The following is a 14,697-nucleotide window of genomic DNA, read 5'->3' as shown; positions in this document are numbered from 1 at the left end:
TTGACAGCTTCGTCAGACTCTTCTTACACTAGTAACCTAAAACATCAAGTATAAGAAGATACATGATTTTTCTTTAAAAAGATAGACCATGGAGGGAAAAATAATGTTGAACGTTCATACACTTTGTAAAAAATCGTTATTCCATCTCGTAGCCACCTTTTCTAGTGGCTCTTTACATCTTATCGACTTGCCTTTGCCACGCCCTGGCTTTGAAAATTTCCTTTCGACCTGGCTAATCAGAGACACTAAAAGAAAGAGAATCCTTTTAGTAGATCCAGGTCCTACGTCAACTTTGCCTCAGCTTTATGATTCACTTGAAAAACTCGGTATTTCTACCATAGATTATGTATTACTTACTCATATTCATATGGATCACGCAGGAGGAATGGGAGATTTCTTAGCAACCTTCCCAGATGCAAAGATTGTTGCTCCTTCCAATGGGATTAAGCACCTTATAGATCCTTCCAGGCTTGAAAGAGCAAGTAGAGAGACATTGCGAGAAATGGCTGAGACCTATGGACGGATGAGGCCTGTTCCTGCAGATGCTTTTATAGATCCGGAACAGATAGAAGGTATATCATTTATGATGACGCCTGGCCATGCACCTCACCACCAGTCAATTTTTTATGATATTGAAGAGGAGGCTCCTTTGCTTTTTGTTGGAGAGGCAGCGGGCACATATATTGGTGATGCAGAGGGAGTAAACTTCTACTTGAGACCTGCAACGCCCCCTCGATTTTTCTTTGATAAAGCTGAAGGCTCTGTTATGAAATTGATGGAAAGAGCATCGTCTCTTTTATGTTATGCACACTATGGATATGTTCGGCATTCAGAAGTGTTTCTTTCTAGAGCGTTAGCGCAGTTGAGGTTGTGGAAAAGCATACTTGAAAAAGAGTCTGGAACACTCGAAGAATTAATGGATATAATATTAGAAAAAGATAGCAACTTAAAATCTTTTTCATCTTTGACAGCAGGAGAGCAGGCACGAGAACGATACTTTACTTTGAATAGTCTCAAAGGTTTTGTAGAAGAAATTGCCTCAAAAAAAGAATAAGGAGATTTTGAATGAAAGAAAAAATAATGCGACTTTGTTTCATTCTCCTTTTTATAGCGTGTATTGCGTGGCTTCAGATTTTCTTGGCTCGTCTTTTTTCGAACTGAGGAGGCAAATAATGCTGATATTAGCAGCTGATATTGGAGGAACATCAAGTCGTTTTGCCCTTTTTTCCATATTGAAAGGGAAACTTTCTCTCGAAAAAATAATACAAAAAAAGACAAAGGAGTATGCATCTTTTTTTGAGATTTTGGAAGAGATTGCTAGTGAAGATTCCAGCTTTTCTTTTGACAGTGTATCGAGTGGTGTTCTTGCGCTGCCTGGTCCGGTAAACAGTAAAAATGACGTTGTTTTAACAAATGTTTCATGGTCCGTTCCTATACGGGCCCTTCGGCAGCAATATAACAAAACTTCTTTTTATGTCGTTAACGATTTTATTGCTCAAGTATACGGTTGTCTTGCTCTTAAAGAGGAGGATTGCATTATTATTCAGAAAGGGAAACCTGATCCTGGCGGAGTTCTTGCGGCCATTGGCGCAGGAACTGGATTAGGGCATGGTGCAGCAATTCCTTTACCTTCTCAAAAATATATTCCCCTTCCATCAGAAGGAGGACATTCGACGTTTTCTTTTCTTCAAGAAGAACATTCATATGAGTCTTTTTTAAAAAAAAGACTTTCTCTTTCATATATAACGAAAGAGATTGTTGTTTCTGGAAAGGGACTTTCTCTTTTACATGAATTTTTAACGGGGCGCTACCTTTCTCCGCCAGAAGTTGTTTCGAATACTGTCGGTTCTTCACTTACTACAATGCTTTTCTCTTCGTTTTATGCGCGGGCATGCAGAGATTTATGTCTCTACACTTTGCCCACAAGAGGACTTTTCATTACAGGAGGCATAGCCATTTCCAACCCGTGGATCATAGATAACAATATGTTTAGAAAAGAGTTTAATTTTTCCTTTTCACACAGCCAGCTTTTGGGTCAGATCCCTGTGTATCTTCTCAGAAATGAGGCCAATGGCTTGTGGGGCGCTATCTATTATTTTCTTCAGTGTCTCTCTGGTGCTGAACACATAATTGGTTTTAATGATTCTTTTTCATAACGGTAAATAATGCCGTCAAAAGGTTCAGGTTCTTTTGCACTGGAAAGCGTAATAGACGTGTCATCATACGCTATAGAAGTAAGCTTTAACGGAAAAACAAATTTGCTTAAATCTAGAAGAGGTTGAATTTGTGATACAGCTTTTTCTGTAACAAAATCAGGAACATCGACTCGATTGACCCGAACTTTATAATCGTCAAGCCAGATTTGTTGTTGGTTTACTATTTTTAGGCGGCTTTCAATTTCTATAAGGATGTCGAGTTTCAGAAGCAGACGAACAAGGTAATATCCCTTAGCATAAATTCCATCGGGACTAATATCTAATTGTATATTATGCCAATGATCATCATCTCCAAATTCTTTTTGGAGTAAGTTTCTGTTTATGTCATCTTCACAGATGACACCTTTAGCATGGATATTCATAATATAGTTAACTTGAGGGCCTTCTTCGCCCCATGTAGTTATGGGGGAGAGTTGTACTCCCATGGCTCTAAGCGAAAGACTTTTGATACGAACTCCACCAATAATAGCCCCCTGTATATCCATGTACATATCACGAATATATCCATTTTCGTTGGGTTCTTCATCAAAAACAATAGTCATCTTTTCGGGATCAAGTTCTTTAATGAAATGATGTTGAAGACGTTGACCTGTAGTCAGCGCTGATATTTCTTGCCCCCAAAGAGGAGCGGAATGAAATATGAGGATAATGGAAAGCAAGCACAGAAGAGAGTTTCGCCTCATTGTATACCCTCCTAAGGAATTAAATAAAATAGACCTAAAGTCATTTTATCATTAATAGATTCTTTTTTTGATAGAGATGGATAAACCAATATCCTTTGTTAATTTCTTTTTGCAAAATATAATTTCGTTGAGAGACTTTTTCTTTTAGTTTTTGGGGAGTAACGTAAAAAACAGGAGAGATGAATTTTTCTTCAAGCCAGCCTATCATTGTGGCAAGAAGAGAGCTTTTGTTAAATTCGTAAATGAGTAAAAATCCATCAGGAGAGAGAATACGGTCAATTTCTTCAAGAAGAGCGTCTTGTTGTTCTATATGATGATATGCGTCAGAGAGGATTATTCCATGAAAATAGTTATCTTTATATGGAGTAGATTTGCCGTCACCAATAGTAGTTATTACAGGGGAATCGTCTAAATAACGGATCATATCTGGACTCGTGTCTATAACATGTATTTCTCGCTGTTCTCCAAGGAGCTTGCGAGCCAGATAACCGGTTCCTCCTCCTATGTCAAGAATGCGTTGATTAGCCTTGAGTGGGGCTAATTTTAAAATATGTTTAGTTTTATAAAGGCCTGTGACGATCATGAAAAAATCGTAAAAATGAGCAAATCTTTTGAAAGGATCCTGAACTTTTTTCATGATGAAGTCTCTTGCATCACTTCTTTTTCAACGAAGTCTATCTGTTCCATAAGACTTTCCCATTCTTTCATATATTGACTCAACAAAGCATTAATTTCGTTATATCGAACCATGATTTTTTGCACTTCCTGAGAATTTTCCAAGAAAGTGGGGTCGCAGAGCATTGATTCAATCTCTTGTTTTTCTTCTTCTGTCTTCTCAATTTTTTCTTCAAGAGGAGAAAGATGTTTCATGATTTTTTGCTTCTCCCTGTAAAGCAGATTTCTTTGTTCTGCTTCTTTGCGTTTTCTTTCTTTTTCGTCATTTTTGCTTGATACGTTTTCTTTTTCTTTGCTAGCTTCTATATCTTTTTGCTGGTTAAGCCGTTCAGCTCTTTTTTCTATGAAATATGAATAATTTCCGGGGTAATCAAATATTTCCCCATCTCGAATTTCTATAACTCTCGTTACAAGATTATCAAGAAAATACCTGTCGTGAGAGACGATAATGACAGTCCCTCCATATTCAGTTAGTGCTTGTTGAAAAACATCACGAGTTTGCATATCGAGATGGTTTGTAGGTTCGTCTAGGATAAGAAGATTGGTTTCTTCTAAAAGAAGTTTCAACAGAGCTACTCGCGATTTCTCGCCACCGGAAAGAACGGAGATAGATTTATATATATCATCCCCAGAAAAAAGGAAGGCCCCGAGAAGGCTTCTTTTTTCCATATCTGTTCCAAGATATCCTGTATGTGAAATTTCTTCCCAGATTGTACGGGAATAGGTTAGGTTTTTAGCACTTTCCTGAGAAAAGAACCCCATTTTTACATTGTAACCAAGAGATACTTCTCCGTATGTAGGTTGTTCCGACAAGCTAATAAGGCGAGATAGAGTGGATTTCCCCGCGCCATTGACACCAACAAGGGCAATTTTTTCCCCGCGATGAACAGTAAAGGAGATGTGTTGAAAAACGGTGTGATTCCCGTAATCCTTTTGCACGTCTTTTACAGATAGAACTTCATGCCCGCTACGGGGAGATTGAGGAAAATGAATGCCAATAACTTTTTGAGAGTCATCGATTTCAACAATATTCATCTTTTCAAGTCTCTTTATTCTGCTTTGGACTTGAGTTGCCTTTGTGGCTTTATAGCGAAAACGTTCTATAAAAGCCATTTCTTTCTCTATTTCAGAGCGTTGTTTGCGAGCTATTCGTTCTAGCTCCTCTTCTCGTCGTGCTTTTTCTTCCAGATACCATGTAAAATTCCCTTTATATACAGTAATGTTTTCATGAGAGAGTTCTGCGATTGAAGAACAGATTTTATCAAGAAAATGTCTATCATGTGAGATCGTTATAAGCGTTCCGCTAAAATGAGAGAGCCAGTCTTCAAGCCATTCCATACTTTCAGTGTCAAGATGGTTCGTAGGTTCATCAAGAAGAAGAACGTTAGGGGAAGAGAGCAGAATGGCAGCCAGAGAGATTCGCATTTTCCATCCTCCAGAAAACTCCCCTGTATATCGTTGTCCATCTTCTTCTGCGAAACCAAGCCCCTTCAGTACTTTTTGTGCCATTGCCGTAAATTCATATCCACCCAGTTGCTCATATTGGTGAACGAGAAGATCGTGTCTTTTTAAAAGAGTTTTGTATCCTTCCCCTTGGTTTTGAGCTGTTTGAGCAACGTTTTCTTCAATGATTCGGAGCTCTTTTTCCAAAGAATCTATTCCAGCCTGTTTTTTCAGATAGTTGAGAAGGGGGATATTTTCTATCTCTACCAGATCTTGCGGAAGATATCCGATACGCGAATTTCTGGGAAAGGTTATATTTCCTTCTTTGGGCTCAATCAGCCCCATTAAGATTTTAAGAAGGGTTGTTTTCCCACTTCCGTTATTTCCTACGAGCCCAACTTTACTGCCCATATTGATGGCCCAGTTAAGATTGCTATAGAGTTGTTGTTCCCCAAAGAAATGCGTAATATTTATTAATTGAATCATTCTTCTCACCTTTTATCCCTATTCTGCGGCAGGAATTATACCATGTAAACATAAAAGAAGAAGAGTCCTCTTGTGTATGCTATGATACTATTTTCTGATGATTGTAGAGAGTTGACCGTTTATCGGAGGGATTTGTAATGCAAAGTAAGGGTGGAATGAGCAAAGGATTACATTATCGCTGGGTTGTTTGGGGAATTATGGTTCTAGCCTACATGGTTGTTTTTTTCCATCGTCTTGCAGCAGGAGTTGTTCGCAGTGATCTTGTAGATTCCTTTGGTTTGAGCGGCGCAGCTTTTGGTACATTAGCTTCTCTCTATTTTTATGCATATATGATTATGCAAATTCCTGTTGGTCTTTTAGTTGATTCTCTGGGAGCAAGGATCACAGTTTCTGTTGGTATTTTTATAGCTGGAATAGGAGCTCTTCTTTTTGGGTCTGCCCCTACCACTTTTGTTCTTTTTTCAGGCCGTTTTTTTGTCGGAATAGGCGTAGCCACAGTTTTTGTATCTATACTGAAGGTACAATCAAAATGGTTTAGGGAACGTGAATTTGCTACGGTTTCTGGCATGACGTCTCTTATTGGTAATGGAGGGGGCCTCTTGGCTCAAACACCTCTTGCCTGGGCTGTTGCTCTTCTTACATGGAGAAACACCTTTTTGGCAATAGGCATATTTTCCATCTTTTTAGCTGTTGCATGCTATCTCTTAATTCGTAATACTCCTCAAGATTTGGGATTCCCTCCCATTAACGAAGTTGATATATCAAATAGTGATGTTCTAAAAAAAGAGATAGAGAAGAAAGAGAGCCTAAAAGAAGGGTTTAAACAGGTTCTTCGAGTTCGGCGTTTATGGCCTGTGATCCTCTTCTTCGCATTAAATCAGGGAGCAAGTCTCTCTTTTACCAGCGCTTGGGGCGTTGCCTTTATGGAATCTGTCTATGCTCTTCCTACATCTGTGGCTTCTTCGTATATAGCAATTATATTGGTGGGATTAATGCTTGGCAGCCTCTTTTCAGGTTGGTTTTCAGATAAAGTGGGGCGAAGAAGATGGCCTATGTTTTTGCTCGTTTCTTTAAACATTGCAACATGGGGTATTTTAGTTTTCTATAATGGAGGACATCCGCCGATTTGGTTGTTAAAACCCCTCTATTTCGTGATGGGGGTGTCAACTACTGCGTATGTAATGTCATGGGCTCTTGCGCGTGAGTTGGCTCCCTCACGCTTTACAGGTATTGCCATATCCTTAATGAATACAGGTTGTTTTTTATCTATAGGGCTTTTTACGACACTCATTGGGAAAATTCTTGATCGTTACGCTGGTATTCTTGATAGTATTCCCCTTTTCCAACGGGCATTGCTTCCGTGTTTTGTTGCGGTAGTCTTAAGTTTTATTTGTATATTTTTTATTCCCGAGACAAAATGTATAAATATTTATGAAAAGAATTGTGCAGGATGATAAAACCTTAAATATTGCTTGACAGTATTTACTCGATCAGGTATCGTTTAATGGCCGTATTAATGTGTATAAACGGCTCTATATTCTGCATTAGGAGGATTCATTTTTATGGCTCAGGGCACAGTGAAATGGTTTAACGATAGCAAGGGTTACGGTTTTATAACAACAGATGAGGGTAAAGATGTTTTCGTGCATTATAGTGCAATTATGGGTGACGGATTCAAGACCCTAAGTGAAAATCAGAGAGTGTCTTTTGACGTTACTCAGGGGGATAAGGGGCCCCAGGCTGCTAACGTTCAGAAAATGTAATTACGATCATACTTTACATTCGTTGAAATAGACATTAGTCAAAATAAAGAGAGGAGCCTAGGCTCCTCTCTTTTATATTTAATGTTCCTATCGTTTTTTACGTTGTCTTGGGGCCTTATGTCCCCATTTCTCACTGGATTTACGTTGTGGTTTCTTTTCTTCGGCAAGTAAACCTCGCTCGATAAGGCGATTTCCCAATCGTTCAAAGTCTTTTTCTGCTGCTGGTAACAGTTCTACATGGGCATGATCATTTTTAAGGCGAATAGCGCCAACTCCGGACTTATTAATGTTCAAAGTTGAGCATATGACTCTTAATATTTTCCCTACATCCCAACCGTGATCAGTGCCTCTCTCTATTCGTATGACGGTTTTATGAGAGTGACCAGAGCCAAAGCTTTCTTTTTTCCTGTTTCTTCTAGATGTCCGTCCTTGTTTCATTTCTTGATCAAGGTCTGCTGAGAGTTCATAGCCAGCATTTTTACGAGAAAAAAGAAGGCCAAGTAGCCGCGAAGCTAGAGCACGACTTTCGTGACACTCGAGAAGAGAGTCTGCCCACTCGAGATTCTCCTGTGTTTCATAATGTTCAGCAGCAAAAATTTTTTCTTCATAAAGAATACGTTGTTTCTTACGGATATCCTTGGGGTCGGGAACATTTTTCCATGTTATGGAGATATTCGAAGTTCGTACCATACTCTTGAAGGCTGCGGCTTCTTTGGGAGAAAGTACAAGTAGATCTCGTCCTTCATGACCAGCTCGTCCTGTTCTTCCGCTTCTATGTACAAATGTTTCTCTGTTATCGGGCAAGCCCATCTGAATAACGTGAGAAACTCCCTGAATATCCAGCCCTCGAGCAGCTACGTTTGTAGCAACAAGAAGAGGAACACGTCCACTTCTAAATTGAGAAAGAGCCATATTTCTTTCCCTCTGGCTCATTTCACCATGAAGGCAGACAGCCTGAAAATTCTCATCATGAAGTTTTCGTGCCAGTTCTACTGTTTCCGCACGTGTATGGCAGAAAAGAATTCCCCTCGTTGGTTTTTCCCACAAAAGGGTATTGACAAGCCCTTCTTCTTTGTGGCGAGATGGCACCAGGTATACTTCATGAACAATGTCCTCATTGGCCTCGCCCTCTTTATTCAAAGCGATAAAGAGAGGAGTTGTAAGGTATCTTTTTGTAAGGTTCTTGATTTCTGCAGGCATAGTTGCAGAAAAAAGCCATATTTGCTTTCGATCTGGAAAACTATCAAGAATGGCTTCTAGTTCCTCTTTGAAGCCGAGATCAAGCATATGGTCTCCTTCATCAAGAACAACAGTCTCTATTCCTGACGTGTCGAGAGTTCCTCTTCTGATATGGTCTAAAACTCGTCCAGGCGTTCCCGTTACTACGCAAGAACCATCTCGCAGAGAACGAATTTGCCTTGACATGTCCATTCCACCGACGAGAGATGCTGTAGAGATATTAAGATATCTCCCGAGCCAATCGGCTTCTTTCCATATTTGTTGAGAGAGCTCTCGGGTAGGTGAGAGTATTAACGTTTTTGATTTTCTATCACCAGGGGTAACTCTCTGTAGTAAAGGGAGAAGAAACGCCAATGTTTTACCAGAACCTGTTTCTGCTCTGACAAGAACATCTTTCTCCCAGATATTTTCAGAAAGAACTCGGTCCTGCACTGGGGTTGGAGAAGAAAAACCTCTCTCTGAAAGGGCTTTAAGAAGTTCTGGCCGAAGTTCGTATTGCTCAAAGTTGTTTTGTTTCATGAATACAAAAATGCCTCCTGTTTCTCATTGGGCATAAAAAAGTGGCCACCCTCAAGAGGGGGCCACTATCTAAAATACCCGTTCTTGTGTTCTCCTATTATGCAGAAGTTTTGAACTTTGTCAACTAAATTCAAAAATAGTCTTATTATAGTTTGTTTACTTTCCAGACCTCTCTGCGACTTGACAGTAATGAAATTGTTAGAATATTATACTTTTAAAATTAGAGTTTTATAAAGAGGAGATGAAAGTGAAAAATAAAGGATGGAAATGTATATTTCTTTTGTCGTTTTTATGCCTATGTCTTTTTTTACAGCCGAATCCTGTTCTATCTTCTACTCTCATAAATAGAGAGGAGTATCTCAGAATAGTGGATACTCAGAATCCTACTCTTTTAGCTCTTGTGAAACAAGCAAAAGCTAAATTCTCAGAAGTTCAGTCCTTAGTTGCCCATCAGAGGCTTGCCATAAATCTTCAAACAGAGAATATCGTTTTTACTGGAAGCAATAAAAATGAACAGACATTATCTTTAAACGTACTTCAAAAAATAGATATTGCTGGAAAATATCTTCCTGAAGAAGAATACTATCTTATTGAATATGAGAAATCTATTTTCCAATATAAAGATGAAAAAAATAAAATTCTTGCGCAGGCCGAAAAGGCCTTTTGGGAAGCTGCGTGGGCTAAAGAAAATGTAGAGTTACAAAAAAATATTCTTTATGAGAGACTTGAACTATTAAAAGTAGCTCAAGAAAAATATAAGCAGGGAATGGTTCCAGAACTTGATGTTATTAGAGCATCTACACAAGTAGAAGAAAGCCGGAGCTTTTTGACTGAAGCTGAAGCTTTTTTCCAAAATGCTTTGACCTCCATGAATGTTCTTGCGACAAATCAACATTTGAATATGATTCCAGAAACAGCCCTTTCTTCGTTGAGCATATCAACCTCGTCTGTTCTATCTGTAAATTCATCAACTATTGAACTAATTTTAGCCAACAGAGATGATTTGAACATACTCAATTTGACGTTAAGACAACTGGAACTCTCGCGCATTCTTGCAGCCAAAGGACTTTCTCCAATGCTTGAAGCTAGTTTAGGATATGTAGCCCTTACCGATAGCGAGCAAAAAGAGTCTTTGGAAGGTGATATCCGTCTCTCGTTAGTAATGACAGTGCCTATTATTGATGGACAAAAATCGAAATTGCAACAGAAGCAATATGAAGAGTTAATACAATCGACTCATTACAATATACAAGCTAAAGAAACCTCTATATATCAAGAAGTGGTAGAAGCTCAAAATGATTGGGAAAAATCGCTAGCTTTGGAAAAAAGCAGAAAACAGCAATTGGATCAGAGTACCCGAGAGTTGGCTATTACAAGGTTGATGTACCAAGAGGGAATGGGCAATCAACTTGATCTTTTACGTGCTCAAGTAGAGAACCAGAGAGTCCAGACGGAATATTTGGCAGCCATTCGGGATGTGTATAAATCCTTAGCGGAATTAAAAAGAGTTGCTGGAGGGTATAGTCATCCTGAAAGCGGACCAGACAAAGAAAGTTAGAAAAGGTGTCTATGATGAAGACAAATAAACGTTTTATGTTGTTTCTTATCATATTAATTTTCTCTGTATTGATTATGATCACGTATAAAAAAAACAATAAAAAGCTAGATTCTGAAGAGATTAAAACGGTAGCTGGCATACAGGCTATTCCAGTTACATCGTATGTTGTTGAGCGTTCCTATTGGGATTATTGGAAAACATATTACGGAAAAATTCGATCTGTATCAGAGCAATCAATAACTGCCTATGTTCGAGAATTTGTATCTGCGGTCTATGTAGATGTGGGGGATAAAGTTTCTGCTGGTCAAGTGCTTTGCGAGCTTGAAAAGATTACTCAAACGACGGAACTGGCATCTCAATTAACAGACTTTCAAAATGCAAAACGTGATTTAGAGCGAAAAAAGCGTCTTTATGATGCTGGTGGAATTTCAAAAAAGGAAGTTGAGCAAGCTTTGGCTCTTCTTAATGAAAGGAGGGCTCGATTACAGGAAGCTCAGACAACAATGCACAGAACAGCTATACGGTCTTCAATGGAAGGGGTCGTTATTTCTAAAGATATAGATGTCGGAGAGGTCGCAGAGCCGGGAATAGAACTTTTTCGCTTAGCAGATTTAAACAAGCTTGAAGTAGAGGTTATGTTGGCTTCTTCCGATGCAGTTACTCTTGATGTAGGTAGTCCCTGCCGTATTTTATGCAGAAATACCATAACTCGTGGATTTGTTAAGAGAATTGATCCTGAAGCGCAGTCTGAAACAGGTATGTATAAAACCGTAATCTCTCTTGAGCGGCCGGTTAATCTTTATCCCGGAACGTTTGTGGAAATCCAGATACGTTTAGATTCGAGGAAGAATACAATAGTTATCCCAGATGATTTATTGAGGAGAGAACGTAATGAGGTCTATGTTTTTATAATTAAGGAGAATCAGGCATTTAAGAGGAAGATTGTTCCAGGTCGTGCACAAGATGGTCTTTTAGAAGTAAGAAGCGAGCTTGAAGAAGGAGAAATTTTAGTCAGGCGAGGTGTAGATCAAGTTTATGATGGGGCTCCCATTCTTGAAGAGGTGTCTCCATGAAATTCTTGAGAGTCTTTATAGAACGTCCCGTTTTTACTAGCGTAACAGTCTTACTGGCAGTTGTTCTTGGTCTCTATAGCTATTTTAATATTGGTGTAGCCCTCGTTCCCGATGTGGATATCCCCGTTGTCTCTGTTATGACGGCTTATAGTGGAGCAGGCCCTTCTGAAATTGAACTTTTGGTGAGTAAGCCTATTGAAGATGCGGTTTCCAAGGTCGAAGGAGTGAAGCGTATTCGTAGTTATTCCTTGGAAGGTGTTTCTTTTGTTGTTGTTGAATTTGAGTATAACGTGAATATTTCAGAAGCAACTATGGATATTTCTAACCGTGTCAAAGCTATAAGCGCCACACTGCCAGATGATTCGGAAGATCCTGTTACTGAAAAATTCGATATCAATGCCTTTCCCTTCATGACCATTGCCATTTCGTCAAATCTTCCTCCTGAATATGCTTATGACATTGTAGAAGATAAGGTTCAGCGCAGATTGACACAGATACAGGGAGTTGCCAGTGCTGAAATTCTTGGTGGATTACAGCGCGAAATTCACGTGTACCTAGATCCTGTAAAACTCTATCAATATAAAATATCCCCAGAGAAAATTATTCAGGTTCTGAATGCGAATAACGTTAACGATCCCTCTGGACATATTATTCAGGGTAGAAAAGAACGTTCCGTTCGTGTGTTAGGAGAAGTGAAGGATCCGGATGAACTCGAAGATATCAGAATCTCTCTTGAAGGAACCACCTCTATTCGTCTTGGAGACGTAGGACAGATTGTTGATACGACAGAAGAACCACGAGGATATGCCAAATATGAGGGAAAAGAAGCCATACTTATCGATTGCATAGCTACTCCCGGGAGTAACGTTGTTGAGGTTAGCGATAGGATCAGATCAGAATTGGAAGATATTATCCCCTTTTTGCCGACAGGATTTGAAGTTACCATTACTGATGATATCTCCACCTTTATACGAGAGGCGATACGCAATGTTTTCCGAGATATGCTAATTGGAATTCTTTTGACAGGCCTCGTCCTTTTTCTATTTTTGCAGCGTTTTTCCCTGACTTTCGTTGTGGCGGCTGCCATGCCTACAGCTGTTATCTCAACATTTATTCCTATGTATATTTCAGATATAACTATGAATATGATGAGTACTCTTGGTTTAGCTATTTCCGTTGGAATTCTCGTTAATAATTCTATTTTGGTTCTTGAAAATATTTACAGATTCAGAGACTTGGGAGAGGAAGCATTTGTAGCATCAGAGAAAGGAACGGCAGATATTGCTCTTTCTGTTTTTTCCACTACGGCTACAAATTTAGGGGTATTTATCCCAGTAGCTTTTATGAAAGGGATAGCTGGACAATTTTTACAGGATTTTGCCCTCACTATTGTTTTTGCTACTATTTTTTCTCTATGGGTTGCTATGACATTGACACCCATGGTTGCTGCCAGAGTGCCCTATGGTACTGAACCATCTGACTTCAGTCGAAAGGCGACAGCATGGTGGTCTTGGCTTTATTCTAAATTTGATAAAGCTCACGATGTTCTTGTTGATAAAGCTCTTGACCATAACTATCTGACTCTTGGCCTTTTTGCACTTGCATTTTTGGCTTCGCTTTTTTTAGTTCCTTTTTTAGGTGTTGAATTTATTCCGCGAGTGGATAGAGGTTTGATGGAAATATCTCTTGAACTTCCATCTGCTTCATCCCTTGCCTATACAGAGGAAGTTACAGAAAAAGTTGAAAAATACGTTCGTTCTTTGTCGGGAGTGAAGGCTATAGAAATTGCCGTTGGCGGCAGTCGTTCAGAAGTTGGCGTGAATAGAAGCAGGCTCAAAGTGGTTTTGACCGACGATCCGAAGCGACCTTCTTCCTTTGAATTAGCAGAACGTCTTCGTGAATATTTTGCAGTTATACCAGATGTTACAGCAAGCATAAGTGCCTCCGTAAGTGGAGGGGGATCACCTGGTAAACCTATACAGATTCTCATTTCAGGCGAAAATATAGGTGAATTGAATAAAATTGCCGGTCAAGTTATGGAAAAGATGCGCCAGACTCAAGGCGTTGTGGATGTCGATACGAATTGGCGGTTGGGGCGTCCTGAATTTCAAATTCTTCCGATACCATGGAAGCTCGGGCTTTTAGGAATTTCTGTTCGGGATGTTACAGAGACGGTTCGAAACTATATTACCGGGAAAAAAGCAGGTGTGTTCAGAGTTGAAGGGAAAGAGTATGATATTGTCTCACTTCTTGATTTCCAGCGTAGATCTTCTCTTAATAAAATTGAAGAATTCCCTATTGCTACACCTTCAGGTTTTGTCCCCCTTTCTTCTTTAGCTGAATTTACCTATGGTGTTGGTCCGACGAGTATTCTTCGATCTGATCGGATACGTGCCATAACTATTGAAGCTGATGTAAATGGACGTAGCGTTGGAAGTGCTTTTGAAGAAATACAAGATAAAATCCACGAAATTTCTTTGCCCACTGGCTATCGCTTTTCTTTTGCAGGAGAAGTGGAGGATATTCAAGAAAACTTTTATTATCTATACGTTGCTTTTGGCATGGCTATAATTCTCACATTTTTAATGATTGCTGCTATTCTTGAATCATATCTCTATGCCTTCGTTATTATGATTACTCTTCCTCTCTCAGCTATTGGAGTTATACCCTTCTTATATTTTACAAGAACGGCTGTCTCCCTTTACGGCTTGCTTGGTGTCGTTATGCTTGTGGGACTTGTTGTTAATAATGCAATCGTTATTATTGACTATGCAGAAAAAAGCAGAAAAGGAGGTCTTGCACCCCGCGAGGCTATCCGTCAGGCCTGTCTTGTCAGATTACGTCCTATTATTATGGCTGATTTAACATCCATTATTGCCATGATTCCATTAGCGCTCGGGCTAGGTGCAGGCGGACCGTATCGAGCTCCCATGGCCATAGTGGTTATAGGAGGTCTTATAGCGGGGGGGACACTAGCACTTTTTGCTATTCCACCTATTTACACCATTCTTCATAGAAGGACTTCGGTATAATAGCGGTTGA

The 14,697-nt window shown here is 39.5% G+C and carries 11 protein-coding genes; 7 read left to right on the top strand and 4 right to left on the bottom strand.

What is annotated here, in order from left to right:
* The first annotated feature begins 103 nt into the window (after positions 1-103).
* Together VB083_RS05140 and VB083_RS05135 are read left to right on the top strand one after the other, a co-directional pair.
* A complete protein-coding gene (locus VB083_RS05140; protein ID WP_213690948.1) occupies positions 104-1,054 on the top strand; it encodes an MBL fold metallo-hydrolase in 951 nt (316 codons plus the stop codon).
* A 118-nt stretch (positions 1,055-1,172) separates the two neighbouring features.
* Positions 1,173-2,156 carry a glucokinase gene (locus VB083_RS05135; RefSeq protein ID WP_213690949.1) on the top strand — a complete coding sequence of 328 codons (984 nt, stop codon included), beginning with the start codon at positions 1,173-1,175 and terminating at the stop codon, positions 2,154-2,156.
* On the opposite strand, the gene VB083_RS05130 is transcribed toward VB083_RS05135, so the two are convergent.
* Genes VB083_RS05130 through VB083_RS05120 form a run of 3 tightly spaced genes read right to left on the bottom strand, consistent with a single transcriptional unit; the run spans position 2,102 to position 5,503 of the window.
* A complete protein-coding gene (locus VB083_RS05130) occupies positions 2,102-2,899 on the bottom strand; it encodes an LmeA family phospholipid-binding protein (RefSeq protein ID WP_213690950.1) in 798 nt (265 codons plus the stop codon). The two genes, VB083_RS05135 and VB083_RS05130, sit on opposite strands and share 55 nt — an antisense overlap.
* Before the next feature lie 40 nt (positions 2,900-2,939).
* Positions 2,940-3,536, bottom strand: a complete 597-nt coding sequence (locus VB083_RS05125) for a class I SAM-dependent methyltransferase (protein ID WP_213690951.1) — start codon at positions 3,534-3,536, stop codon at positions 2,940-2,942.
* Positions 3,533-5,503 carry an ATP-binding cassette domain-containing protein gene (locus VB083_RS05120; protein ID WP_213690952.1) on the bottom strand — a complete coding sequence of 657 codons (1,971 nt, stop codon included), beginning with the start codon at positions 5,501-5,503 and terminating at the stop codon, positions 3,533-3,535. Before VB083_RS05120 ends, VB083_RS05125 begins: the two co-directional genes overlap by 4 nt.
* 137 nt (positions 5,504-5,640) lie before the next feature.
* Here VB083_RS05120 and VB083_RS05115 point away from each other — a divergent pair, with 137 nt between their 5' ends.
* Together VB083_RS05115 and VB083_RS05110 are read left to right on the top strand one after the other, a co-directional pair.
* Positions 5,641-6,957, top strand: a complete 1,317-nt coding sequence (locus tag VB083_RS05115; protein ID WP_213690953.1) for an MFS transporter — start codon at positions 5,641-5,643, stop codon at positions 6,955-6,957.
* 108 nt (positions 6,958-7,065) lie between these two features.
* The gene (locus tag VB083_RS05110; protein WP_213690954.1) at positions 7,066-7,266 is read left to right on the top strand and encodes a cold-shock protein; all 201 of its coding nucleotides are present in this window, start codon (positions 7,066-7,068) and stop codon (positions 7,264-7,266) included.
* An 87-nt stretch (positions 7,267-7,353) separates the two neighbouring features.
* Here the strand turns inward: VB083_RS05110 and VB083_RS05105 are convergent, their stop codons facing one another.
* The gene (locus VB083_RS05105) at positions 7,354-9,024 is read right to left on the bottom strand and encodes a DEAD/DEAH box helicase (protein WP_213696038.1); all 1,671 of its coding nucleotides are present in this window, start codon (positions 9,022-9,024) and stop codon (positions 7,354-7,356) included.
* 241 nt (positions 9,025-9,265) lie between these two features.
* Here VB083_RS05105 and VB083_RS05100 point away from each other — a divergent pair, with 241 nt between their 5' ends.
* Genes VB083_RS05100 through VB083_RS05090 form a run of 3 tightly spaced genes read left to right on the top strand, consistent with a single transcriptional unit; the run spans position 9,266 to position 14,687 of the window.
* On the top strand, positions 9,266-10,582 hold the full coding sequence (locus tag VB083_RS05100; RefSeq protein ID WP_323401821.1) for a TolC family protein: 1,317 nt from the start codon (positions 9,266-9,268) through the stop codon (positions 10,580-10,582).
* A gap of 11 nt (positions 10,583-10,593) precedes the next feature.
* On the top strand, positions 10,594-11,655 hold the full coding sequence (locus VB083_RS05095) for an efflux RND transporter periplasmic adaptor subunit (RefSeq protein ID WP_213690957.1): 1,062 nt from the start codon (positions 10,594-10,596) through the stop codon (positions 11,653-11,655).
* Positions 11,652-14,687, top strand: a complete 3,036-nt coding sequence (locus VB083_RS05090; RefSeq protein ID WP_213690958.1) for an efflux RND transporter permease subunit — start codon at positions 11,652-11,654, stop codon at positions 14,685-14,687. The genes VB083_RS05095 and VB083_RS05090 overlap by 4 nt, the downstream gene beginning before the upstream one ends.
* Positions 14,688-14,697: the final 10 nt, after the last annotated feature.

This window comes from Aminobacterium sp., assembly GCF_034926885.1.
Taxonomy (GTDB): domain Bacteria; phylum Synergistota; class Synergistia; order Synergistales; family Aminobacteriaceae; genus Aminobacterium.
Note: the sequence above shows the minus strand (reverse complement) of the source record. Positions and strands in the feature narration are given on the sequence as shown.

Excerpts from the sequence above, each read along its gene's own strand:
- VB083_RS05135 (WP_213690949.1), top strand. The coding sequence starts at position 1,173 with ATGCTGATATTAGCAGCTGATATTGGAGGAACATCAAGTCGTTTTGCC.
- VB083_RS05120 (WP_213690952.1), bottom strand. The coding sequence starts at position 5,503 with ATGATTCAATTAATAAATATTACGCATTTCTTTGGGGAACAACAACTC.
- VB083_RS05125 (WP_213690951.1), bottom strand. The coding sequence starts at position 3,536 with ATGAAAAAAGTTCAGGATCCTTTCAAAAGATTTGCTCATTTTTACGAT.
- VB083_RS05095 (WP_213690957.1), top strand. The coding sequence starts at position 10,594 with ATGATGAAGACAAATAAACGTTTTATGTTGTTTCTTATCATATTAATT.
- VB083_RS05130 (WP_213690950.1), bottom strand. The coding sequence starts at position 2,899 with ATGAGGCGAAACTCTCTTCTGTGCTTGCTTTCCATTATCCTCATATTT.
- VB083_RS05100 (WP_323401821.1), top strand. The coding sequence starts at position 9,266 with ATGAAAGTGAAAAATAAAGGATGGAAATGTATATTTCTTTTGTCGTTT.
- VB083_RS05090 (WP_213690958.1), top strand. The coding sequence starts at position 11,652 with ATGAAATTCTTGAGAGTCTTTATAGAACGTCCCGTTTTTACTAGCGTA.
- VB083_RS05110 (WP_213690954.1), top strand. The coding sequence starts at position 7,066 with ATGGCTCAGGGCACAGTGAAATGGTTTAACGATAGCAAGGGTTACGGT.
- VB083_RS05140 (WP_213690948.1), top strand. The coding sequence starts at position 104 with ATGTTGAACGTTCATACACTTTGTAAAAAATCGTTATTCCATCTCGTA.
- VB083_RS05105 (WP_213696038.1), bottom strand. The coding sequence starts at position 9,024 with ATGAAACAAAACAACTTTGAGCAATACGAACTTCGGCCAGAACTTCTT.
- VB083_RS05115 (WP_213690953.1), top strand. The coding sequence starts at position 5,641 with ATGCAAAGTAAGGGTGGAATGAGCAAAGGATTACATTATCGCTGGGTT.